The organism is Vibrio sp. 2-Bac 85, assembly GCF_037546705.1.
Lineage (GTDB): Bacteria > Pseudomonadota > Gammaproteobacteria > Enterobacterales > Psychromonadaceae > Psychromonas.
Genome location: NZ_JALAAB010000009.1, coordinates 24604 through 49611, shown reverse-complemented (window position 1 = coordinate 49611; position 25008 = coordinate 24604). Strand labels below are relative to the sequence as shown.

General features: G+C 36.5%; 17 protein-coding genes. 7 read left to right on the top strand and 10 right to left on the bottom strand.

Going from position 1 to position 25008, the window contains the following annotated elements:
* Nucleotides 1-759: 759 nt before the first annotated feature.
* Nucleotides 760-2556, bottom strand: coding sequence for a sodium:solute symporter family transporter (locus MT390_RS11105; protein WP_166371712.1), 1797 nt, complete (start codon nucleotides 2554-2556; stop codon nucleotides 760-762).
* Nucleotides 2557-3370: 814 nt separating this feature from the next.
* Between MT390_RS11105 and MT390_RS11100 the strand changes: the two genes are divergently transcribed.
* Nucleotides 3371-4111 carry an oligogalacturonate-specific porin KdgM family protein gene (locus MT390_RS11100; RefSeq protein ID WP_166371711.1) on the top strand — a complete coding sequence of 247 codons (741 nt, stop codon included), beginning with the start codon at nucleotides 3371-3373 and terminating at the stop codon, nucleotides 4109-4111.
* Between the two features lie 201 nt (nucleotides 4112-4312).
* Here MT390_RS11100 and MT390_RS11095 read toward each other — a convergent pair whose 3' ends face one another.
* The 5 genes from MT390_RS11095 to lgt form a co-directional block, all read right to left on the bottom strand.
* Complete coding sequence (locus MT390_RS11095; protein WP_166371710.1) at nucleotides 4313-5038, bottom strand: 3'-5' exonuclease; 726 nt, start codon at nucleotides 5036-5038, stop codon at nucleotides 4313-4315.
* A 43-nt stretch (nucleotides 5039-5081) separates the two neighbouring features.
* Nucleotides 5082-6941, bottom strand: coding sequence for a putative nucleotidyltransferase substrate binding domain-containing protein (locus tag MT390_RS11090; RefSeq protein ID WP_166371709.1), 1860 nt, complete (start codon nucleotides 6939-6941; stop codon nucleotides 5082-5084).
* Nucleotides 6942-7453: 512 nt separating this feature from the next.
* Entirely contained in the window at nucleotides 7454-8167 is a 714-nt protein-coding gene (locus MT390_RS11085) for a FadR/GntR family transcriptional regulator (protein ID WP_166371708.1), read from the bottom strand.
* A gap of 320 nt (nucleotides 8168-8487) precedes the next feature.
* A complete protein-coding gene (locus MT390_RS11080) occupies nucleotides 8488-9339 on the bottom strand; it encodes a thymidylate synthase (RefSeq protein ID WP_499441147.1) in 852 nt (283 codons plus the stop codon).
* Nucleotides 9339-10175, bottom strand: coding sequence for a prolipoprotein diacylglyceryl transferase (gene lgt, locus MT390_RS11075; protein ID WP_499441145.1), 837 nt, complete (start codon nucleotides 10173-10175; stop codon nucleotides 9339-9341). The genes MT390_RS11080 and lgt overlap by 1 nt, the downstream gene beginning before the upstream one ends.
* Nucleotides 10176-10814: 639 nt before the next feature.
* On the opposite strand from lgt, the gene sstT reads away from it, so the two are divergent.
* Nucleotides 10815-12047 (top strand): serine/threonine transporter SstT, encoded by a 1233-nt coding sequence (gene sstT / locus MT390_RS11070; RefSeq protein ID WP_499441143.1) that lies wholly within the window; start codon nucleotides 10815-10817, stop codon nucleotides 12045-12047.
* Nucleotides 12048-12179: 132 nt separating this feature from the next.
* On the opposite strand, the gene ptsP is transcribed toward sstT, so the two are convergent.
* Together ptsP and rppH are read right to left on the bottom strand one after the other, a co-directional pair.
* Nucleotides 12180-14450, bottom strand: coding sequence for a phosphoenolpyruvate--protein phosphotransferase (gene ptsP / locus MT390_RS11065; protein WP_499441141.1), 2271 nt, complete (start codon nucleotides 14448-14450; stop codon nucleotides 12180-12182).
* A gap of 31 nt (nucleotides 14451-14481) precedes the next feature.
* Nucleotides 14482-15015, bottom strand: a complete 534-nt coding sequence (rppH, locus tag MT390_RS11060; RefSeq protein WP_028868637.1) for an RNA pyrophosphohydrolase — start codon at nucleotides 15013-15015, stop codon at nucleotides 14482-14484.
* A 649-nt stretch (nucleotides 15016-15664) separates the two neighbouring features.
* Between rppH and mutH the strand changes: the two genes are divergently transcribed.
* Nucleotides 15665-16336, top strand: coding sequence for a DNA mismatch repair endonuclease MutH (gene mutH, locus MT390_RS11055; RefSeq protein WP_166371703.1), 672 nt, complete (start codon nucleotides 15665-15667; stop codon nucleotides 16334-16336).
* 82 nt (nucleotides 16337-16418) lie between these two features.
* The gene (locus MT390_RS11050; protein WP_499441138.1) at nucleotides 16419-16748 is read left to right on the top strand and encodes an early set domain-containing protein; all 330 of its coding nucleotides are present in this window, start codon (nucleotides 16419-16421) and stop codon (nucleotides 16746-16748) included.
* Between the two features lie 150 nt (nucleotides 16749-16898).
* Here the strand turns inward: MT390_RS11050 and MT390_RS11045 are convergent, their stop codons facing one another.
* A complete protein-coding gene (locus MT390_RS11045) occupies nucleotides 16899-17447 on the bottom strand; it encodes a DUF2301 domain-containing membrane protein (RefSeq protein WP_499441136.1) in 549 nt (182 codons plus the stop codon).
* On the bottom strand, nucleotides 17448-19256 hold the full coding sequence (locus MT390_RS11040; protein ID WP_499441134.1) for a sensor domain-containing diguanylate cyclase: 1809 nt from the start codon (nucleotides 19254-19256) through the stop codon (nucleotides 17448-17450). It abuts the gene before it with no gap.
* 239 nt (nucleotides 19257-19495) lie between these two features.
* Between MT390_RS11040 and uvrA the strand changes: the two genes are divergently transcribed.
* The 3 genes from uvrA (at nucleotide 19496) to MT390_RS11025 (ending at nucleotide 24883) form a co-directional block, all read left to right on the top strand.
* Nucleotides 19496-22324 (top strand): excinuclease ABC subunit UvrA, encoded by a 2829-nt coding sequence (uvrA, locus tag MT390_RS11035; protein ID WP_299664315.1) that lies wholly within the window; start codon nucleotides 19496-19498, stop codon nucleotides 22322-22324.
* A gap of 77 nt (nucleotides 22325-22401) precedes the next feature.
* Nucleotides 22402-24192 (top strand): PglL family O-oligosaccharyltransferase, encoded by a 1791-nt coding sequence (locus MT390_RS11030; protein WP_499441132.1) that lies wholly within the window; start codon nucleotides 22402-22404, stop codon nucleotides 24190-24192.
* 1 nt (nucleotide 24193) lies between these two features.
* A complete protein-coding gene (locus MT390_RS11025; protein WP_499441130.1) occupies nucleotides 24194-24883 on the top strand; it encodes a lytic transglycosylase domain-containing protein in 690 nt (229 codons plus the stop codon).
* Nucleotides 24884-25008 lie beyond the last annotated feature (125 nt).

Below are 25008 nucleotides of genomic sequence, written 5' to 3'. Positions count from 1 at the left end.
TAATAACAAGATTTTCAGGATAAGTCACTTACTTTAAGCTAAAAAATATTTATTATATTGAAATGAACAACCTGTTATTGAGCTAGTTACACATAGAGTATCAGTAACAGGTTTTATCCCCCCTCTTCTCGACTGTATCAAAGTACTCAAGATGTTGATAATTAGCAAAACTTTAATCTACTGCATACATTTTCATAAAGATTATTAAGCTTTTAGCCCTCCCATAACTTATATACCGGTTACCAATCAATAGGCATGATTCAATCATCAATTCTAACATCATGCGATGTGGCATGATGTGCCTTGGGCATTTGGTGCATTAACTTTCCATCTGAAAGTGTAAAACAGGTATTTTATTTAAATACCTAATTCTCAGTGCTTAATGCTTACTTAGTGCTTATCGAATATTACAACGTCATCCTATATTTAAAATAAGAGTTAGTGTTCCACAGGGCAAGCCGTGATGCACACATCCTTATTCCTATTATAAAAGGGTAATAAAGCAACAATTTAATCCGTTAGATCTTTATGTTTATTGAACCGACTCACCGAAGCGTTAACTAATTTTTGTATCTTGATGGAGACCGATATAAATAGAGGCATGAGGTTTGTTTCAAATAACAGCAAACGAGTGATTTAAGGTGATAGCGGATGTAAAACTGAAGTTAAAGCAGCGTTTATTTAACGCAAAAAAAAAGCGGTTAGATAAACTAACCGCTTTATATTAGAAAGTAAGATTAAAATTATATACGAATGAAATTAGCTCAATTCAGGCAATTTATCGTTATTATCGTCATCATCATCTTCATTAACAACACTAACAGCTTTCACTAGTAGTAGACCTATAGCGAACACGATACCGCCACATAAAACAAAGATTAAACTTTCGCTAAATGTATTTGGCAAGAAGAACATTCCCATAATACCAATACCAGCAATCGCAATTAATTTACCTAGCATTGTACGTTGTTTGTTATCAAGGTGAGCTTGAGCACTAGACGTATTATGTAAAGGTGTTGCTAAGTTATTAAAGAAAGTATCGATATCTTTTTCACGATGCTCTGCTAAAGGTTTGTAGAACGCCATCGTACAGATGAAGAAACCACCAGTAATAACAATATGACCGATTAGACCAAGAGCAACTTTAAGATCTTTCCATTCACGACCCGTTAAAGCAGTATCTAGATTAAACCAGTTTTGAATATCTCCTGCAGTGATAACTAAACCAACGTAGTAAGATACACAAGCGCCCACTAGTAGTGTTGCCCATGCAGCCCAGTCCGGTGTTTTACGAATGAAGAAACCTAGGAACGTAGGTACTGTCATAGGGAAACTGATCAAGGCTCCTACATACATCATCGTATCAAATAAGCTCAAACCTTTAAGAGAGTTGATGAATAATGCAACACCAATGATAATTAAACCAAACACAGTCGAGGTGATTTTAGAACAAGTTACTAACTCTTTCTCAGTTGCTTTAGGACGAACTACAACTTGATAGAAGTTTTTAACAAAGATACCTGAGTTACGATTTAGACCTGAATCCATTGAAGACATTGTCGCCGCAAACATTGCTGAAATAAGTAAACCAACCATACCAGCAGGCATGTACTCATCAACAAAGTATAGGTAAGCGTAATCAGCTGCTTTTTTGCCCGCGTCAGGGTACATAGCTGATAAATCAACACCAGTAGATGCAAGGAACCAACTTGGTAGGAACCAAATTAATGGACCCATAGTCATTAAGACACAAGCTAATAGTGCAGCTTTACGAGCATTTTTTGAATCTTTTGCTGCAAGGTAACGGTATGAGTTAAGCATGTTATTAGTAATACTGAACTGCTTAACAAAAATAAAGAATGACCATATAGCAAAGATACTTAAGTAGTTAATCTGCGTACCAACAAGGAAGGTTACTTCACGTGTTTGCTCAAAACCATCAATGATATTTGAAATACCACCACCAAGATTAAGCGCCACAATCGCACAAGTAATAGTTACTGCCATGATGATAACCATCTGCATAAAGTCAGATGCGATAACCGCCCATGAGCCACCTGTTACAGACATTGCTAATACTACAAGTCCAGTAGCCCATATAGTATATTCGATATCAACGTTGAATAGACCAGAAGCAATGATAGCGAGTGCGTTTAACCAAATACCAGCATTAATAACACTGGTTGGCATGCTAGTCCAAGTAAACACTTGCTCATTTTTACTACCAAAACGTTGGCGAACTGCTTGAATTACCGTTACAACACGTAGTTGGCGGAATTTAGGAGCAAAATAGGCGAAATTCATAAAGTAACCGAATGCGTTAGCCATGAAGATAATCGCTACGGTAAAACCATCGTTATATGCCTTACCGGCTGCACCAGTAAATGTCCAAGCACTAAATTGTGTCATGAAGGCAGTTGAACCTACCATCCACCAGAGCATGTTACCGCCCCCACGAAAGTAATCACTTGTATTGGTTGTAAATGTTCTAAACATCCAGCCAATGGCAATGAGAAATAGGAAATAAACTCCTACTACTAATAAATTAAAATCCATATTGATGTCCTTTAGAGTTAATAAGATTATGTAGACCATATAACAGAGTTATGCTTATTTGTATTACAATAGTAGAAGTATGTGATTAGAATCATGTTTAATGATGACTGTTTACAAATAACCTAACTTAGATCAAATTCAAGCGGCTTCTTAATAAATGAAATAAATCCAATGACAAAGCAAAAGCTTAAAAATAATTGCTGCAATTATTTTAATGAAAAAATAAAAATAACATTAAAAAACAATGACTAATTATAATTAAAGAATGTTAAAGCTAATTTTTATTAACCTTACGCTAATGGAATTTAAATATAAAAGGCTAAAAATAAAGTTTGGATAGTTTGCGGCATATGAATAAAAAAAGAAGAAAAGAAGTATTTATAATAATGTCATTAACAATAAGAAGGCTTTGCCACATAAAAAACACAAAAACAACACACCACCCAAAAGTAACACAAATTAAATCCAATAAATGTTATACACCTCTCTATAAATACCAATACCTTACATTTAAAAACAAAGAAATTAAACACAAGTCATTGATATAAAACAAATTTAAAATAAGTTGAAATACAGAAAATAATTTAACCATAAAAACAAGAGCCCTATCACAGAACAAAACAACAAAAATTATGTATCCTATTTGTATTATGAAATGCTAATTAAGAATCGGTATGGAATAAGAGATTTAAGTTTTACTGCTCAAGATGTAACAAAACCTATTTGGTTTTAATTGAATGTAACAACAATCGACTTATTAGCAATAAAACTAAAACATAAATTTAACATATCAACATCAACATGGATGATAACAATGAAATTACAAAATAAATTAATATTTGCTGTTGCAACAACCTTATTATCAGGTGCAGCTTCTGCTGCACAAATCGATTTCCGTCATGAATGGCGTTCGCATGATAATAAAGAAGCAAGTCGCGTAAAATTAGGCACTGGCTTCAATATTGAGAGTGTTGATAACCTAAAAGCAAACGTTGGTATTGAGATGAAGTTTGCCAGCTTTGACAGAACTAAAACGCTGAGCAATACAGAATTGACGGAAACAGAGTTAGACTTAGGTTTAACTTACAAAATGGGTAAGTGGCAAATTAAACCAGGTATGCCCATTGCTTTAACAGATCGTAAAACAACATTTAAACCACAAATTCGTGTTGTTTATAAATCTGATTTTGGTTTAACCACTGCATTACGTTACCGCCATGAATTTGCAAACTATTCAGATCCTACGGATGGTGATACCAACGTTGAAACAGGTTTAAAGGTAAACGATCCAACTAAGTCTAAAGTGACATTAACGGGTTCTTATAAATTTGAATCTTTACCTAACTTAAAGTTAAGTTACGAAGCTAACTACATTAAGTCATGGGATAAAGTTAAACAATTTGATAATAAAGATTGGGAATACGATGCAGGTATTGTTGTCGGCTACCAATTCGGCAACTGGCGTCCATTTGCAGAAATTTGGAGTATAGATGAAGGTTCAAGTTCAAGTAAAAGACAAGCTAAGTATCGCGCTGGTATTAAATATAAGTTCTAAAGCAATAAAATGATTTGGGTCCTTAAAAGGCGGCTTACGTAAAGTGAGTCGCCTTTTTTGCAAATTATAAATATCAACTTATTAATGTGTACTCAGTTGTTTCAACATGTTGTTAAGTGTTTCGAGCATGTAGTTAAGTGTTTCGAGCATATTGTTAAGTGAGCAAGTATCACACCTCATTTCATTAAGTGTATGAAAAAGTTAAAATACTCTGCTGTAATCAAATTTCATATGACGTACCCTCGAATCTGCACCTTCAAAACATTTTTTTAATAATGCTAAGTACAACTCCCCTGTGGCTAAAGAATCTACCAGTGCACCATGTGCTGAATATTCGGGTAAATTGTGTCGAGCACGAATAGACCCTAATCTAAAGTCATCAGCACCAGAGCTATCTTTATAAGCATGTAAGGATTTCTCCATCTGTAAGGTATCAACCCATAACAAAGGTAAAGGCGGTAATTGATATTGTTGCGCAATGTAGTAGTTTAGAAAACGCTTTTCCACGACACTACCATGCACGATAAGCACTTTTCCTACCAGTTCATCTAATAATGTATCAAGCACCTCAGCCCAAGGTTTACCTTGTTCAAGCATTTCAGGGACAATATGGTTAATCACTGCGGTTTCAGCTTTAATATTTTCTGCACTGTTAATTAAGGTTTCTACAGCTTCAGATAGTAACAATTGTTGATTAATTAATGGTAAGTAACCAACACTCAATAAAGAGTCATATTTAGGGTCAAAACCCGAGGTTTCAAAATCCACAGAGAGGTAATCAAGCGAAAAAATATCTTCGTCTAAATCAGGTAAAGGTGCGGATAATAGCGCTTTTATATTATCAGGCACTTGGTGTTTATTGAGATAACGTTCACGCTCTCGCTTTAATTTATTGAGTGGATGAAAATGTTTTAAAATCAGACGCATAGTTTCCTTTTATTAATCAATAACCCTAACATAAGTCTTTTTACTAACCATTAAACTTTAGCTTGGTGTAATCTTGCAAGTCTGCAATGATCCTAAAGGCATCTTTTAAGTGCTTTCTTTCAAAACTACCAAAAGTTTCAGGAACAATATTATTATCAGGTACTTTACCTTCCTGTAAGGCACTTAACTGATGTGACAAACGTACTTGTGTCAGGAATTGAAATGAACCTTGTACATTTTTAAGCATATCTTCGCTTAATAAATTATGTTCATGAGCATGTTCAAAACGAGCCATTGTTTCTGCTTTTTCTGAGCCAGATGACAATCCGTAAATACGCGCTAAATCAACCAACAAATTAATCGCAAACTTTTTGATATTTAAGGTTTTAGAATTTTCACCGCTTTTCTCTAATACTAATGAGTTAAAAATACCTAGTGGTGGACTCACTGATACTGAGTCTCTCACCATTGAAGATAGAAAAACATTTGAAGCCTTAATACTGGAAAATAGATGTGCTTGAAGTTCTTTGTTGAAGCTTTCATTGCCATATAACCAACGTGTTTCTAAAAAAACAGTGACATTCAAAAGACTCTCGTACTCTGGATTAGCTACCCACTTACTATAAGAGGCTTTCCACACTTTTAATGGCACACACCATTTAGGATTAACGGCCATAAATTTACCACTACACAAAGGATAAGCACAGGCATCTAACGCATTACATACCCACATTGCAACTCCTTGAAAATAAATACGATCTGCCGCCGTTGCATCATCAGCCAAAATAATTGCATTATCTTGATCTGACAACATATGCACTTCATTACGCGCATGGGAACCTGCCACAATCCAAGCAAATTCACAGGGGGGTTTGCCAAAATGGCCTTCTGCTATTTGTAATAAGCGGCGATTATAAGCATCCATGATCATGGTCATAACATGACCAATAATATCGCCACTAACTTTACCTTCCACTAATGCTTCAAAAATAGCTTGTCGCTCGGGTGTCAGTTTTGTCAGGTCTGCGACACTATTGGCGTATTTAATTTTTTCAATTAAGAATACTGCCTGTATTCTATTATTTCGAACTAAATGTGTTGTTGTCAGTACACCAAGTACTTTATTCCCCTCAACCACGGGTAAACTACGTACATTATTTTGCATCATGATTGATGATGCCTTAAGTACTAAGTCATTTGGTCCAATAGTTAGGGGATTCGGAGTCATGATCTCTTTGACTGGGCGGTTATAATCTAATCCAGCGACAATTACCCGTTTAGTCATATCACGGTCAGTTATCAAACCAACAATTTCACCGTTTTCGGTGATCACCGCCGTTGGTGAGCACACTGCCATGATCTCTTCAGCGACTTTTCTGATTGGTGTACTGGAGTCTGCGACTACAATTTTATCACTGGCGACTTCAGAGACTTTTTTAACAAAAATGCCCTTCTCACTATCTGACCAGACAACATCGAGTGCAGAATGCAAGCGTACTTGAACGTTACCAGCAAAGTGTTCTGCAAAATCAGGATACTCTTCTAGTAAGCGTAACAAGTCTGAATGCGGCACCAAATAAAGCAGGGTATTTTCAATGGCAATGGCATTGTAATCTTGTTGAGACTCTTTATGTTTATCTAAAAAAGTAAAACCAAACAGATCTTCAGGCCCTAATTTGGCTCGCAACATACCATTATGCTTACGCTGTTCCATGGAGCCAGTACGGATCACATATAGATAACGCAGCTCCTGATCGCCACCAAATTGAATTTGCTCACCTTTCGCCAAATAAGTTATTTTTATACAACAAGCTATTTTACGCTGTAAATCTTTTGGCAATTTATCAAAGGGGTCAATGGTTGCGATGAAGTCATGAACATTGGGGATTAAAGTTTGAGGCATAAATAGTCCTTTAAATGGCATCAATAGATTAAACCCAAAAACCATCTCTAGAGCAGTGAATTTCCCGAGGTTATTTTCAAGTGACTTGTATAAGATACAATCTATGTAATTGAGTAAGTTTATATAAAGTAATGTTATATAAACAGATGGCAAGCTTACAAGAAACAGCGAAAGAGAGCGGCTTTAAAATTTAATTAAATTATTGTCTGCTTCTTATTAAGCATACTAGCTGTCTTCAGCGCACTAACTACTTTCAAGCGTACTGAACTAAATGTTTTCAGGCATAGCAATTTTGACAGTTTAGGTATAAACATCTAGACCGATGGGTATATAAATATTTAGGCATCTAGCTAAACAGACACTTATTCTAAGAGCCTAGAGATCCTACTAGATCCTCTAATTACTGTTCAGTAATCGTTAAAGTACGCTAAGACTAAAAACTAACTTTTATCTTACAAGTCAAAATCCTAATAAAATATTGTAATACAATAAAAATAAAAATAAAAAAGTTATTATTCAGTACTTGGTAAGCGGCGCTTACTTTTACTTAACAGCTCTACATTTGCTTGCCGCGCTTTGTTTGCATCTCCTGCCATTATTGCAGAATAGATAGCTCGATGCTCTCCAATACAGGTGCTGCCTTTAATTGAAGAATGAGCAATAAAGCTTTTAAACATGGTGCAGAGAACGTTTGCAAGCGGTAAATAAAAACTGTTTCCCGTAGACAAAAATATCAATCGATGAAATTCCATGTCAGCTTCAGTCCAACGCTCAAGGTCGAAGTTTTTAGATATATAATCCATCTGTTGAAACGTAGCAGACAATAAAATACGCTGCTCTGCGGTTGCGTTTTCAGCCGCCAATGCTGCAGCTTCAGGCTCTAATGCATTGCGTAGTGATAAGAAATCACGATAAACAGCATTATTATCACCAATACCTGTCAACCAATCTAACAATTGAGAGTCTAAAAAATTCCAGTTTTCCCGACTTGTTACACGCGTTCCAACTTTAGGTTTTGATTCCAACAGCCCTTTTGATGTCAGCAACTTAATTGCTTCACGCAGTGAGGTTCGGCTGACCTTAAACTGTCCGCATAGTATCATTTCACCTGGAATTATTTCATTTTGAGCTACTTCTCCTGAAAGGATTTTACGCGCAATCTCACGTGCAACTTGCACATGTAGGCTACGTTTCCCTCCAGCGATTTCTTCAAATGCATTATGCATAAGGTATCTTCCTTTAATAAAGTCACTTAATAGTAATACAAATAGAGCGCCTTTCATATACACAAATACTAAGGCTATTTGTCTTCTGTGATTTATGTAGGTAAATAACTTTCATGTTTTGTAGTATTTGTGAACTAATACTCAGGTATAAATCTAAAGGTAGTTAGAAATGCCATCGTTAATGTAAAAAATAAATCCTAATTTCATTAAATGAGTTTTGCCAAGGCAGTCGCTAAGAGAAAATAGCTAATAAAAAGCCCACTATGAAGTGAGCTTGAGTTTATTGTTTCGTGTATTACACGATTAACGTCTTGAAATGCTTATACTGAGAAAGGATATTTAATCGCCTCATGGCATTGGTAATTAAGCACTTCAAAGTCATCCATCGTTACCCACGTTTCTAAGTCTTCAAGGGATTTAATATTCGGATTAATCTTTAATTGTGGAGATGGAAAAGGCTCTCTTTTTAATTGTACCTCTTGCATCAAGCTTAATTGGTCTTCATAAATGTGTGCATTAACAATTTTATGATAGGCCTTACCCGCTTTTTTACCGGTGATTTGTGCCATTAAAGCCAAAAAAGCAAAGACTTGTACTTGGTTAAAATTAAGGCCTAAAGGCACATCACACGAACGCTGATAGCTAGTCAGGTGCAGCGTATCGCCTAATAATGAAAAAGTGTGCGTGTGCATACATGGACGAAGACAGCCCATATCAAATTCACCGGGATTATAAAAAGTAAGTATCTCAGCACGGTCATCAATACCGTTTCTTAAGTTATCAACAATTTTTCTTAGTTGATCTAAGGTAGTTCCATCGGGTTTTGCCCAAGCGCGCCCTTGCACGCCATAGACTCTCCCCATATCATCTTCACCTTTACGGTATTTATTATTTAACCATGCCTCATTTAAATTAGCATTCGCATCCCACGTTTTTGTGCCTAAAGCACGGAAATCTGCAGCATTATCATAACCACGGATATAACCCAAAAACTCCGCAATAGCAGATTTATAAAAACTCTTACGAGTGGTGATCATGGGTAATTGATTATTACCAACGTCATACTCTAAATCTGCATTGATCACCGTTAAGCAACGTTTCCCAGTGCGCTCGTTTTCAATCCAAGTACCTTGATCAATAATGCGTTGGCATAACGCTAAATACTGTTTCATTATTTCTTACCTTTATTTTTTTTAGGTTGCTTTTGCGCTACTTCAACTGGATTGGTTTTGTAAGCATAAACCATCAAACAAGACCCAATCACGATCATAGGTAAAGACAGAATTTGCCCCATACTCAATCCTAACGTTAATAAACCAAGCTGTGCATCTGGTTCGCGAGCAAATTCAATAATGAAGCGGAATATACCGTAACCTAATAGGAATAAACCAGCGACAGAACCTGCGGGTTTTGGTTTGCGAATAAATAATAATAAGATAATTAAAAGTAATACACCTTCTAATGCAAACTCATAAAGCTGTGAGGGGTGGCGTGCTAAAGGCCCTGCATTTGGGAAAATGACACCAAAAGGTGAATCGGTTACTCTTCCCCATAGTTCAGAGTTAATAAAGTTACCAATACGACCAGCTCCTAGGCCGACTGGTAGTAATGGCACTATAAAATCGCCAACGGATAAAATTGAACGTTGATGACGTTTAGCATAAATAATGATCGCAGTAACCACACCGATTACGCCACCATGGAATGACATGCCACCTTCCCAAATCCTAAATAGGTATAATGGGTTATCTAAGAAGCTAGGCAATTGATAAAAGAAAACATAGCCAATACGTCCGCCGAGAATAACCCCCATGAAACCAGCAAATAAAAGATCACTTGCTTGTTCACGAGTCCATACACCATTGGAGTTATCACAAACTCTATTCGCCATCCAAAAGGCATAAGCAAATCCAACTAGGTACATCAGGCCATACCAACGAATATCTAAGGGGCCAAGACTAATAGCGATCGGGTCGATATGGGGTAATACATAATGAGATGATGACATTTTATACTCTGGTTAGTGATTTTAATGACGATATCATAACGTAATCCTCTCTCTACATTAAGCCGTTTTTGTCTATGATATTTTGAAAGGTAAAGTCAATGTCCAACGCTGCAGTTTTAAATCCACTTGCTATCATTAAATCCACTGCTACCAATAATATTGACTCAAACCCTTTTATTGCCCTAGATCTTATTGTTGACTTATATATTGTGCTCATAGTTGTAACACTGATATGAGATAGCTATTTAACGGTTATCTAAATTCAAGGTCTATTCAGCAAAAATTTTAAGTGTTCTTTCTTCACTTGTATAAAAATAAAGCAATCGACAGATAAATTTATTGCAACATTTCTTCATAAGGACTTCAGCAATTAAGCGTATTACTACCTCTATCACCTTATTAATTAAAAATTAGTAATTACAGCACTATATCGCCGTTAATTATGCTATTTTCTTTGCCAAATTCTGATCTGTAATAATTCCTGACATATATGAGTTGTTACAATCACCCTAAATCAATCATTATAAAAATAACGTTATACCAATTAATTTAATAAGTGTGGTTGGTATTACTTATCGCTGAATGTCTAAATTAAGCATTTATGCCTTAATCGCTTTTAAAATAAAAATAGGAATATTTATGAGTTCAACCCCCACTCTCATCCAACGTATGATGAATGGCAGCTTAGTTTTACAGATTGTTGTCGGCATTATCGCAGGTGTTTGCCTTGCATCTATTTCACCAAGCACCGCAACTTCAGTGTCTTTTCTTGGTGGCTTTTTTGTTAGTGCATTAAAAGCTGTTGCTCCTATCCTTGTTTTTATTTTGGTTGCATCATCAATTGCCAACCAGACTAAAGGTACACATACTAATCTTAAGCCTGTTATTCACCTATATTTAGTAGGCACTCTATTAGCAGCAATTACAGCAGTTTTATTTAGTTACGCTTTTCCAACAGAGTTAGTACTGATTACTACTGATATTAACGCCACTCCGCCAGAAGGTATTTTAGAAGTATTAAATACACTGCTATTTAAAATAGTAGATAACCCTGTTAATGCGTTATTAACAGGTAACTTCATTGGTATTTTAGCTTGGGCTGTAGGCTTAGGATTAGCACTACGACATGCTAACCAATCGACTAAAGATATATTACATGACCTAGCACACGGTGTTTCAAGAATAGTACAGCTGGTTATTCGCTTAGCTCCGATCGGTATCTTTGGTTTAGTGGCAGCAACTTTTGCAGAAACAGGCTTTGATTCGTTAATTGGTTATTCACATTTATTAGCCGTATTAATCGGTTCAATGTTGTTTATTGCGTTAGTTGTAAACCCCATTATTGTGTATATCAAATTAGGCACGAATCCTTACCCATTAGTCTTTCAATGTTTACGTGAATCAGGTGTGACTGCATTCTTTACACGTAGCTCTGCGGCTAATATTCCGGTTAATATGGCTTTATGTCACAAATTAAAACTGCATGAAGATACCTACTCTGTATCTATCCCATTAGGTGCAACTATTAATATGGCGGGTGCTGCGATCACTATTACAGTATTGACACTTGCAGCAGTAAATACCCTAGGTATTGAGTTTGATATTCTAACTGCTATTTTATTAAGTGTTGTAGCGGCTATTTCTGCATGTGGTGCATCAGGTGTTGCCGGTGGTTCTTTATTATTAATACCGTTAGCTTGTAGCTTATTTGGTGTTCCTAATGAAGTCGCAATGCAAGTGGTTGCAATTGGTTTCATCATTGGTGTGGTACAAGATTCAGCTGAAACTGCATTAAACAGTTCAACGGATGTTATTTTCACTACAGCTGCTTGTCGCGCCGAAGAAGCAAGAGAGTTAGCTGCAAATAGTTAAGTTTTAATCGCATCAAAAGTTAATTTAAAATAATTGGCTTCAAATAAAAAAACCGAGCAATGCTCGGTTTTTTGTTTTTGTTATATACTTTTTTGCTGACTTAAGGTGTTAGTGAACCTTCAATATTAAAGTTTACTTTTTACCTGCTCGAACAAAACCACCCAAACCTTTGGTATCTAAATAATCAATAAAGGTTTTTTTAATAAATGCACCATCATGTCCTTTTAGAGCAACTTGCGTGCATGCTTCTAACTCTGGAATGGTCACTTTATTAAGTAAATATTTAACCTTATTAATATTAAAAGCATTCATACTTAGTTTGCGATACCCTAAACCTAACAACATTAATAAACCGATCGGATCCCCAGCAAGCTCACCACAAATACTCACTTCAATGTTATTTTTTTGGCTCTGCTTTAAAATAAACTGCATTGCTTGTAGTACTGCAGGATGATAACTATCAAACAGGTCTGCAACACGGCTGTTATTTCGGTCAACAGCCAATAAATATTGTGTTAAATCATTGGTCCCAATGGATAAAAAGTCCACCAGCGGAGCTAATTGATCAATAATAAAGATAGCCGAAGGCACTTCAATCATTACACCAATATCAGGTAGAGGAAATTGTTCGGCGGTTAAATGTTGCTCCCAACAAATCTCTTGCCATGCTTGTTCAATTAAACGCTTCGATTCTTCCACTTCCCCTACAGACCCGACCATCGGTAACATAATGCGCAAATTCTGTGTATTAATACTGGCACGTAACATAGCACGGATTTGAATCAGAAATATCTCAGGGTGATCCAGTGTTAAACGAATACCACGCCAACCTAAAAATGGATTTTCTTCAGTGATTGGGAAATAACTAAGTTGCTTATCGCCACCGATATCCAAAGTACGCATGGTTACCGGTAGATTTTTGTATTGTTCAAATAAAAGTTGATAAGTGCTGACTTGCTCTTGTTCAGTCGGGAAAGCGTTACTGAGCATAAAAGGTAGCTCACTACGGTATAAACCAATACCAGAAAAATTTTGTTCTATAAACACGTCCGGTGTGGTGTTGAGTCCCGTATTCAGAAGCACTTCAATCTCACAGCCATCTTGGGTAATTGCCGCTTGATTTGCAACGAGTTCAACCAGCGCTTTCATCTCATTTTCTTCATCAAGCAGTATTTGATATTCTGCAATTAAAGAAGGCTCTGGCTCAATAATAATAGTGCCGGCATAGCCATTAATAATAATATTTTTATGCGCTAGATTTTTAACCCTTAAAGACACACCCAATACAGCAGGGATCCCTAATGCTCGGGATAAAATGGCGACATGAGAACTCAAACCACCTCGTACCGAGACGATACCTTTTAGTTTATCAGGTGGGATCATTGCTAGCATCGAAATAGTGACTTCTTCAGCAACGAGTATAATCTCTTCAGTAAAGTCTTGCTTTTCATCATCACGATTTGAAAGATGGTATAATAATCGCTGGCCAACATCTCTAATCTCAACAGCCCGTTCTCTTAAGTACGGATCGCTCATGCTCTCAAACTGTTGAATATAAGTTTCTGCTACGGTTTTAACGGCACTTTTAGCGGTTAAATGTTGTTCCCTGATTTGCACTTCAACTGCCGTTAGTAATGCTTTATCTTTTAATAAATGGCCGTATACATCAAATAACATAAAAGCATCTTTAGACACTTGTTCTTTAAGTGTAATCGAAACTTTAGAAAATTCATCTGCACAAGCTTGTACCGCATTACTAAAAGATTGCATCTCCAAATCAGGATCTTGACTTAACTCGATACTAACATCACTCAGTAATAAATGAGCTTGTAAAACATGTGCTTTATTGATCGATATGCCGGAACTCGCAGGGCTACCTTGTAAATGCACCGAGCGATTTTTGGGTGCTTTTTCATCGGGTAAATCTAATAAAGTCCCACCTAATACACTGCCCAGGTGGACAGCTAAGGTCACTAAAAATGATTCTTCTAACTCATTAAACAATCGTGGTAATCGCTGCTGAGCAACTAATACACCTAAAACTTGACGTTTATGAATAATAGGGACGCCGAGAAATGAACTAAATTGTTCTTCATTACTTGATGGTAGATATTTAAACTGAGGATGTTCTGAAACATTTGCTAAATTAATCGGTTCACCTTTTTGATAAACCAGACCAACAATACCTTCATTAAAATTAAAATGCGTTGCACCAACGACTTGGCTATCTAGACCTTCACTTGCCATCAATGTCAGCTTTTGAGTTTCTTTATTAGTAATAAAAATAGAACAACAATCCAAGATCATTGTACTTTTGGTTTGTTCTACTAATAAGTTCATAGCATCAGAAAGTGTACTTGCCTCACCGAATTGCTCTACGATTTGACGAAGTTGGCTGAACATAAAACTCTCCTATTAATAAGGGAAGAAGCAATTACTTGAAGGAACCTCGGCGAGGTCGTTTATTTCTCTTTTTATCTGATTTGTGCATTAACGAAAATGCTGCATGACAAAATTCAGCGAGTGCTCTTCGGTATACATCGCGTTTAAATGAAACCACTTGACGAACCGGGTACCAATAAGTAACCCATCGCCAATCATCAAATTCGGGATGGCCGCATGTGTCAAATCCAATTTGCTCTTCTTCTGTTATCAATTGTAATAAAAACCAGCGTTGTTTTTGGCCAATGCATATAGGCGCGGGAGACTCCCAGCGTACTAAACGTTTAGGTAACTTATAACGTAGCCACTGACGGCTACTTACGACTACTTTTACATGCTCAGGTTTTAAGCCGACCTCTTCATATAACTCTCGATACATAGCTTGTTCAGGTGTTTCACCTTCTTTAATTCCACCTTGTGGAAACTGCCATGAATGTTGACCGAAGCGCTTAGCCCATAAAACTTGACCATTTTTATTACAAATGATGATACCTACATTGGAACGATAACCATCAGCATCAATCATTAAAAACCTTAATAAGGTTAAGATCCATCTTCATTTATACACAAGTAAATAGGCGATAACACGGGATGGATGAAATTATAATTATGGATGCATTCTTTCACAGAAACCCTTTACCATCAAACCGATAAACGCTAAAAAAATTAATCGATACTACCTGCATCACGTTTACGGAAAGTGTACTGTGAAATATATCCACTAAATCTGTGCATAACTATGTGCACAATTAAAATTTGATAAAAGATCTAGAAAACAACATAAACTTCAAGATCTTTATTTAATTATTTTACCAACAAAATTTTCAATATAAAACAATAAGTTATCTTTTAAAGATAAACTACCACCTTTTGACCCTGTCATTAGATCCAGTGTTTTTAATTCACAACCCAATGTGAATATCTTACACGTTTAAAAAATAGTCATTATCTATTTGAGTGCCATTTTTTGTTTAAAAAATAAACACTAAAACAATTTATTAGCCTACTTTAAGTTCTTTTTTAAAATAAATCTTAGGATCTTATGATCTATTCAGTTATCCACTAAAATTGTGCATAACTCTGTGTAAGTTCATTTTACAACTATGAATAACCCCAAATAAAAAAAACACGTATAATAAATGGGTCTATGTTTTTAAGCGGTTAAGAGAGTACCTATGAGGCCAACACCCCAATCAGAAGCTGAACTATTAGCCTATTGCGAAGCTATTGCTGGTTATTCATTATCGGAATTAGCTGACATTGCGAATGTTATTGTGCCTGAAAACTTGCGTAAAAATAAAGGTTGGGTTGGACAACTTATTGAATGGCACTTGGGTGCGGCGGCAGGCAGCAAACCAGAACAAGATTTCAAACACTTAGGGATTGAATTAAAAACAATCCCCATTGATAGTCAGGGTAAAGTTTTAGAAACAACTTTTGTTTGTAGTACTCCCATTCTACACACAACACACTTAACTTGGCATAACAGTAATATACGTAATAAGTTAAGCAAAGTATTATGGCTTCCTGTACAAGGTGAACGAAAAATCCCTCTTTCAGAACGTATTGTTGGTAACGGTTTTTTATGGACAGCCTCAACATTACAAGAGCAATTAATGCAGCAGGACTGGGACGAGTTAATGGAAAAAATAGCATTGGGTCAGATAGAGACGATTAGTGCTCGGGATGGACAAGTATTACAATTACGTCCAAAAGCAGCAAATGGTCAATGTGTTACCGATGCATATGGTGCACAAGGACAACTCATTAAAGTCCGCCCTCGTGGTTTTTACCTCAAGAAAGCGTTTACGCAGGACATTATTAACCATCAATTTAATCTAAATTAACTTTCATCGAATAGATGACTAGAATTTATACAGTGTTTAAAGTAAATTAAATACAGGATAATACCTTTAGGGAGCAACAAGTATGAGCATTAAAAAACAATTTTTAAAAAATAAACCAATCGTTAAAGTGACCTTTGAAGTAACAAAAGAGATCGCAAACGGGGCAGCAAGTATCGATTTGTTGTCTGAGCATAATCAATGGCAAGCCATTGAACTGAAAAAGTTTAAAAATGGTAAATTCAAGGTTGCTGAGAATATTTCAACTGAAGAACGTGAAGGTTTACAGTTTATTTACAAAGTAACTTCTGAAGCAGGTGAAGAATCAATACTGCTACCTGATGGTGCTGATAACTACGTTGATAATGGTATGAATGATGGCGGTAAGAATGCTGTTATATTACTTACTGAATAAATCCTTTATTGTTTTACAGTTATTCATAAAAAGTCGCTTTTGCGACTTTTTTGTTATCTTCTCTGCAAAACTCTAAAAAGCAGACTAAAAGTAAGTAACAGCCAAAATCTATATTTTAGGATAAATGACCGCAGTGTTTAATGTTGGTGTTTAGTGTTGATATTTACTGCGATCACCAAGGTCATAATGCAACGGCATACGTAGTTTTTTGTAGGCCATGTAAGCGCTGATCAATGCGCTCACTATTGCAAAAGTGGCTGCAATTATAGGTTTTGAAAAAACCACCCCATAATAGAAAACACACAATAATAAGGGATTTATTTTCACTATCATTAATGAAAAACAAAAGCTTTCTTTGTAACTCACACCTGCACAACAAATTAATAGCGCCCCTAGGCTTAAATGAGTGGCGACTTGTCCGCTACTAATAAAGCTTAAAGAAACTAACCACACACCTAACCAAGCACTAGTGACTAGAATATAACGAATATTTTTATCATAGATATGTAGATTAGCCGCCATTAAGAACACCGAAAAAGCCATCCACACTAAGCCATGTTTGTACCATACTGGATAGTACAATTGCTGCAACGCTATTATTAATAAGCTAATAGTGAAAAAGATCATGCCAGCACGATAACTAATGATGCTAACCTTATCGATCAAGGTGAGTTTTTCTTTGACTTTAATATCAGCCATTTATACGCTTTCGTTATGAATAGTAATACAGTTTCTACCGTTCTCTTTACTCTGATACAAGGCATCATCCGCCTGCTTAATAAGTTGCTCTACTGAGCTATTTTGATCTGGTATTACAGCGCTAATGCCAAAACTCATGGTGATAATTCCCCCTGGATTATGAGAATGAATAATGTGACTTTCTTTTAACGCTTGTTTTATTTTATTGGCAATTTTCCGGCCATCTTCTGCATTACTATTGGGTAATAAAATCACAAACTCTTCACCTCCGTAACGCGCACTTAAATCGGCACTACGTGTTGTTGATTGTTTGATCAAGGCACTGGTAATACGCAAGCAGTGGTCGCCATGTTGATGCCCATAAATATCGTTAAACTGCTTAAAAAAGTCGATATCAGCAAGAATTAAACAAAGTGAGCCTTTTTCTCGTTGTAGACGCATCCATTCTTTGGCAATAGTTTGATCGAAGAAACGACGATTAAATAATCCAGTAAGACCATCCTCCTGCGATAATTGTTGCAATGATTTATTAACAGCAATTAGTTCAGCGGTACGTGATTTAACCGTTTTTTCTAATTGATATTTAGCTTTGTACAAATTCAAATACAGTGTGCTTTTATTGACTTGTAAATCATGTACTCGATAAGCTAAGGCTAATGAGAAGACAACTAATTCAATCAACGATCCAAGCATAAAGCCATAACGAGTAAAGAAATTAAAGGGTAAAACCCCAGCATTAACGCCTGCAACAGCAAACACACCTAATGCATACCAACTCAACCCAAACAGAGCATAATTAGCGAGTGGTACTTTCTTAAAGTATGCAATGATATTTACTAATAATAGAAATAAAGTGCTTGGCATGGCGATATAGATAATTAAATAATAATAATGAGTGTTAATACCACTAACCACACTTTGCAGGATAAACAATGCCATCAAGAACTGTAAACAAAAGTCTATTTTTGGCAAATTACTACTGGTCTGTAATAATGTTCGAACAAACTGCAATAGAAAAACAAACGAGACGGAAATTGAAATTATATATAAATAATGCACTGATGCAGATTCAATGACGTATAGATCAAAGCCACTGTACATAAAGACAAAAATAATAAAAGTAACGCAGTACAGTACATAATGAAAATATAATTTGTCCCTTAATGATATCAATAAGAACAAATTATAAATAAACATAGCCAAGGACATACCAAAAAATAACCAGTATCCGGCAATCTCTATTTGCTCATCCTGCGCATATTGATAGGGAGACTTTACCTCAAGCCCGACAGTCACCAAATTAATCTCGGTATTGATCTTGGCATATATCGTTTTTATTTCGCCAGGCTGTAATGGCACACTAAAACTCGGTAGCCGATTATGAATATTACGCTCCGCAACAGGGATAGCTAAACCACTTTGATCATGAAACCATCGCGTATTCTTATGTTTCTTTTTAGTTGAGCTCGAATCTTTAACCCGATAGTAAATATCTGCTTGATAGAGAAAGGTTTCATCAAACTTAACGATCCGCTCTATCGCTTGCTCGCTTTGGTTGTGCATTTGAAATACAAACCAATAATTGGCACGTTCAACGGATATATTAATGCGTGAAGTGCTGTTATTTCCATCTAGATTAAGCTCACTGATATCATCAATGGTCATTGATTTAGAGTAATCAATATATAAATGTAATGGGAAATTCTCAGCTAGATAATTAGCTTGTGCAACTTGCAGTGGTTGGTAGTTATGGGCTAAAGAAACAGAACTCAAAAAAAGTGAGTATATAATCAAAAAAATACGTAACATAAAAAACCATCCGGTTTGCTTTAAACTTCAAAATACAAAATAAAAAGATGATTTTAAAGTAAAAATTTAGTAACAAGTAATATATTTTCAAAAATATGCGTTTGCTCCGACTCAATCTTGACTACCACTGTAATAATTCACAGTGTATTATGATTTAAATAAGAAAATCGGTTAACAAATAACACCCTCAACCCACTAGAATATATCTATTATTCAACATAATTAGCGAGTGAGAAGTAATGAACAACATTGAAATCCGCGGCGCAAAAACGCATAACTTAAAAAATATTAGCCTTTCCATTCCTCGCGATAAGTTAGTTGTGATCACCGGTCTTTCAGGCTCAGGAAAATCCTCATTAGCTTTTGATACTTTATATGCAGAAGGTCAACGTCGCTATGTTGAATCATTATCCGCTTATGCTCGCCAATTTTTATCATTAATGGAAAAACCAGATGTAGAACATATAGAAGGTTTATCACCGGCGATTTCAATTGAGCAAAAATCAACTTCTCATAATCCTCGTTCCACGGTCGGCACTATTACCGAGATATCAGATTATTTACGTTTATTATTTGCGCGTATTGGCGACCCTCGTTGTCCAACTCACGGCGTCACATTACATGCGCAAACCGTGAGCCAAATGGTAGATGCTATTTTGGAGCACCCAGAAGGAAGTAAAATGATGCTTCTCGCTCCGATTGTCAAAGATCGTAAGGGCGAGCATGCAAAAATATTTGAAAGCTTAGCGGCTCAAGGCTTTTTACGGGCTCGCATTGATGGCGATATTTGTGATTTAAGCGATCCACCAAAATTAGCATTGCATAAAAAACATAATATAGAAGTCGTTGTGGATCGCTTTAAAGTACGAGGTGACCTTAAACAGCGACTAGCTGAATCCGTTGAAACCACATTAGACTTAAGTCATGGGTCTGTGATATTAGCTGACATGGATAATAACCACCCAGAACAACTCTTTTCTGCAAACTTTTCGTGCCCGCATTGTGGTTATAGCATTGCAGAATTAGAACCTCGTATCTTTTCATTCAATAGTCCTGCTGGCGCTTGTGAAACCTGTGATGGTTTAGGGGTCGAGCAGTATTTTGATGAAGCACGAGTGGTGACCGACAGCTCACTCAGCTTAGCAGATGGTGCCATTGAAGGATGGAGCAGTAAATCTAATTACTATTATCAAATAATACAAGCAGTCGCAGCACATTATGATTTTTCAGTAAAAATTCCTTTTAAATCGCTTACCAAAAAGCAACAACAAATCGTTTTGAATGGTTCTGGCGCAGATAAAATTTCCTTCACTTATAGCAATGACAGAGGTGATAAAGTCTCTCGCCTGCATTCCTTTGAAGGTGTTATTCCTAATCGTTCGCGTCGCTATAAAGAAACAGAATCTTCTGCCATGCGTGAGTATTTAAGCAAATACATGAACCGTCAACCTTGTTCAAGTTGCCATGGCTCTCGCTTAAAAGAGTCATCACGAAATGTATTTATCAATGACGTCAATCTTGCTTATATTTCCGAGCTTTCTATTTCAGATGCAGAGCAATTTTTCAGAAACATCCAACTGCAAGGTCAGAAAGCGCAAATAGCAGAAAAAATATTAAAAGAGATTTTAGAACGTCTCAGCTTTTTGGTAAATGTCGGCCTTAATTACCTCAGCCTAGAGCGAAGCGCAGAAACCTTATCAGGCGGCGAAGCACAACGTATCCGTTTGGCGAGTCAAATAGGTGCGGGTTTAATGGGAGTGATGTACGTATTAGATGAACCTTCCATTGGGTTACATCAACGTGATAACGAACGCTTATTAAAAACACTCACCCATTTACGTGACTTAGGTAATACCGTGATTGTTGTAGAGCACGATGAGGATGCAATTCGTCAAGCGGATCATATTATTGATATTGGCCCTGGTGCTGGTATCCACGGGGGAGAAATAATTGCGCAGGGTAATTATCAAAAAATATTAAAAGCTAAAAACTCACTAACTGCCGATTACTTGAGTGGCCGTAAAGCCATTGAGATCCCAGCGCAACGAACGCCACTCACTGGTAAATGGGTAAAACTTAATGCTGCAAGTGCAAATAACTTAAAATCTGTGGATTTAGCGTTACCTATTGGTGTTTTAACCTGCGTAACGGGCGTATCAGGATCTGGTAAGTCGACATTGATTAACGATACTCTATTTCCATTAGCGCAAACCAAGCTCAATAAAGCGACCACAATACAAGCCGCTAAGCATAAGAGTATTAGTGGCTTATCACAACTAGATAAAGTGGTTGATATCAATCAGAGTCCAATCGGTAGAACACCACGCTCAAATCCTGCGACTTATACTGGTATTTTCACACCAATTAGAGAGCTATTTGCAGCCACACCTGAATCTCGATCTAGAGGTTATAAACCAGGTCGTTTCAGTTTTAATGTTAGAGGCGGACGCTGTGAAGCATGTCAAGGCGATGGCATGATCAAAGTAGAGATGCACTTTTTACCTGATGTTTATGTGCCTTGTGACGCCTGTAAAGGACAACGTTATAACCGTGAAACCTTATCAGTGAAATACAAAGGTAAAAATATTCATGAAACCTTAGATATGACTGTTGAAGATGCATTTAAATTCTTTGAGCCGGTGCCTGTTATCGCACGAAAATTACAAACATTAATGGATGTTGGTCTATCCTATATTCGATTAGGACAAGCAGCGACGACTTTATCGGGTGGTGAAGCGCAACGTATTAAGTTAGCTAGGGAGCTGTCTAAGCGAGATACCGGCAAAACGCTGTATATTCTAGATGAGCCAACCACAGGATTACACTTCCATGACATTGCTCAACTGCTAAAAGTGATCCATACTCTGCGCGACAAAGGTAACACTTTAGTGATAATAGAACACAATTTGGATGTTATTAAAACGGCAGATTGGATCATCGATTTAGGCCCTGAAGGCGGTAATGGCGGCGGCGAAATAATTGCAACGGGCACACCGGAAGAGGTAGTAAAAGTAAAAGGCAGTTATACGGGACAATTCTTAAAAGCGCTTTTAGACAAGAAGAAGTAACTCAATAGCGATTATTTATTATTTGGATTCAATAAATAATCGCATCACAAACAATCCTAAATAAACATGAGAGATAAATGGATTTACAACAAAAATTAACACGTACGTTTTTTATTAGCTTTACACTTTTAATGGGATTCGGAGCGCATTACTTTCAACATAATCAAGGGGGAAGTGGCTTAGAACTTGCGGTTAATAATGTCGTTTGGATATTTTTCTCTCTGTTAATCGGATTAGGACTATGGAAAATAAGTGCACAACAAAAAATAATTTACTCTAAATATACTGCCATTATTTTTATTGCCTTAGGATTATTCTTTGTACCTGTTTTCTACCCCAACAATGTCTTAGCAGATCAAAGTTATACGCGTTTATTGGGTCTATTTGCAGGCATTTTACTGTTTCTCAGTCTGCAGCAATTTAACTTCACTCGGCAACAAGTTGAAAAGATCTTATTGTTAGTTGTATTAGCAGGTTTAATACAAGCTTGTTATAGCCTGATGCAGGACTATTTATTATCCGCCGATAACTACTTTGGTTACAACGTAGGTTATGGGCGCCCCTATGGCATTTTCCAACAACCGAATGTGTTAGCTAGCTTTATGGCGACAACGCTTATCTTAAGTGGCTATTTACTGCAGAGAATAGACAATAAAAAGCTTCATATATTCTTATTACTCACTGCAATGCTGAATATTTGGGTGATCACCGTTGCCATGTCTCGCACTGGTTATTTAGGTACTGCAATTGCGCTTGTATTGATTGCACCGTGGGCATGGCAAACTAACAAAAAGCGCTTAGGCTTATTTTTACTGGCGATTATATTAGGTACAGGCTTTGCTTCAATGAAAGGTGATGCATTAGGCGCTCGTAATGTAAGTAGCCTTGCAGAAGGAGGCCAACGTCTAGTTCACTACAGTAATAGCTGGGACATGATCAAAGAAAAACCTTTACTCGGTTATGGATATGGTAGTTTTGAAAAATCATATTTAGTGACAACTGCTGAAAAAGTAAAGAATGGCCAATCAAAACCTGAAAGTGCAGTACTGACACATCCACACAATGATCTACTTTTTTGGGCAATTGAAGGTGGTGTTGCCCCTATACTGGGTATATTACTGCTAGTATTCACTTTTATACTTTTATTGTGCTCATTTAAGTTAAACAAAGCTTTAGCATTATTGGCTTTAGTCGTGCCGATTGCAGTACATACTCAAACAGAATACCCCCTCTATCATTCCGCCTTACACTGGTTGGTATTGATAGTATTGGTTTTTTATGTCGATTACGAATCCGAAACAACGCATCAAAAACGCTTTACCCCGACTTTTTTCCTGCGTGTTACTGGCACCTTGATTCCGCTTTTCACTGCTATTTTTATGGTGACCAATTTATTTACTATTGCAAAAATAACCGCATTTGAACGTAGTCAAAATCCAGATATTAGAATCTTAATGCATATTGTTAACCCATTAGTTTTTGATACGAATTTCACTTTCCACCTTTATAACTTTCGCTTAAATGGCGCCATACAAAGTGGTAATGAAGCAGAAATAAAACAAATTATTAACGAATTAGAGACAACTGTTTATCGCTCTCCAAAACCTTTTTACTTTCATATTTTATATCTCGCTTATAAACACAACGAACAACCAGAAAAAGCACTTCAAACATTACAATATGCTCGATTTTTATATCCCAAAGATAAAGGTTTAAAAAATGCAGATGTAGTACAAAAATCAGCTTCAAGCCCAGTTTCAACGGCTTTAACAACACATTCACAAAAAGCAGATGTAAGTAGTAATGAGCTCAGTATTAACAAGATGGCTTCTGACCCAATCAATAGTGATAATGAGGTTTCTCAGTAATATGTTGAGAAATCTCTTAAAGTCACGATTACTCTCTCAAATGAAGATAAAGTTAAAGCTGATATTACCTTCATTTATCTGCTTATTGAGCTTAATTACAAGTGTATTTGTATCCACTGCAAGCGCCGATATTTATATGTATACGGACAAAAGTGGTAACAAATTTTTCTCCGAGCGGAAGGAAAACAAAAATTATAAGTTATTACTTCGCAGTGATAGCAATAGAGCGCCACCTAGTTTTAAAAACTGGAAAGCTAAGAGTTATACCAATATCGCCATTCCACGTAATAAAACGCTACAGAGAAAATATCATCCGATTATTGTTAATGCAGCCAACAAGCATCAACTGGAGCCGGCATTTTTACATGCAGTGATCACTGCGGAGTCTGCTTATCAACGAAAAGCAATATCATCAGCAGGTGCTCAAGGGTTAATGCAACTAATGCCTGAAACAGCAAAGCGATTTGGTGTTAACGATCCATTCGATCCCACGCAAAGTATTTTTGCTGGGGCGCTTTATTTAAAAACATTACTAAAAGAATTTCGTAGTAAGGATTTAGCATTAGCGGCTTATAACGCAGGGGAAGGGGCTGTAAGACGATATAAACGTCAGATTCCACCTTATCCGGAGACACAAAAGTATGTTTCCAAGGTGCTGACGTTTTATCAATATTATAAACACAATTTATAGCAGTGTTGGGCAGATAAAAGAGAATATTAAACACATAAAAGATAAGGTAATAAAGCGCAGCTTAACAAGCTTATCTTTCTTATTCTTTAAGCAGTCCTAATCTACGATGACCGTTCGTATTCAAG

Coding starts and splice junctions, on each gene's coding strand:
- MT390_RS11105 (WP_166371712.1), bottom strand. CDS start 2,556: ATGGATTTTAATTTATTAGTAGTAGGAGTTTATTTCCTATTTCTCATT.
- MT390_RS11100 (WP_166371711.1), top strand. CDS start 3,371: ATGAAATTACAAAATAAATTAATATTTGCTGTTGCAACAACCTTATTA.
- MT390_RS11095 (WP_166371710.1), bottom strand. CDS start 5,038: ATGCGTCTGATTTTAAAACATTTTCATCCACTCAATAAATTAAAGCGA.
- MT390_RS11090 (WP_166371709.1), bottom strand. CDS start 6,941: ATGCCTCAAACTTTAATCCCCAATGTTCATGACTTCATCGCAACCATT.
- MT390_RS11085 (WP_166371708.1), bottom strand. CDS start 8,167: ATGCATAATGCATTTGAAGAAATCGCTGGAGGGAAACGTAGCCTACAT.
- MT390_RS11080 (WP_499441147.1), bottom strand. CDS start 9,339: ATGAAACAGTATTTAGCGTTATGCCAACGCATTATTGATCAAGGTACT.
- lgt (WP_499441145.1), bottom strand. CDS start 10,175: ATGTCATCATCTCATTATGTATTACCCCATATCGACCCGATCGCTATT.
- sstT (WP_499441143.1), top strand. CDS start 10,815: ATGAGTTCAACCCCCACTCTCATCCAACGTATGATGAATGGCAGCTTA.
- ptsP (WP_499441141.1), bottom strand. CDS start 14,450: ATGTTCAGCCAACTTCGTCAAATCGTAGAGCAATTCGGTGAGGCAAGT.
- rppH (WP_028868637.1), bottom strand. CDS start 15,015: ATGATTGATGCTGATGGTTATCGTTCCAATGTAGGTATCATCATTTGT.
- mutH (WP_166371703.1), top strand. CDS start 15,665: ATGAGGCCAACACCCCAATCAGAAGCTGAACTATTAGCCTATTGCGAA.
- MT390_RS11050 (WP_499441138.1), top strand. CDS start 16,419: ATGAGCATTAAAAAACAATTTTTAAAAAATAAACCAATCGTTAAAGTG.
- MT390_RS11045 (WP_499441136.1), bottom strand. CDS start 17,447: ATGGCTGATATTAAAGTCAAAGAAAAACTCACCTTGATCGATAAGGTT.
- MT390_RS11040 (WP_499441134.1), bottom strand. CDS start 19,256: ATGTTACGTATTTTTTTGATTATATACTCACTTTTTTTGAGTTCTGTT.
- uvrA (WP_299664315.1), top strand. CDS start 19,496: ATGAACAACATTGAAATCCGCGGCGCAAAAACGCATAACTTAAAAAAT.
- MT390_RS11030 (WP_499441132.1), top strand. CDS start 22,402: ATGGATTTACAACAAAAATTAACACGTACGTTTTTTATTAGCTTTACA.
- MT390_RS11025 (WP_499441130.1), top strand. CDS start 24,194: ATGTTGAGAAATCTCTTAAAGTCACGATTACTCTCTCAAATGAAGATA.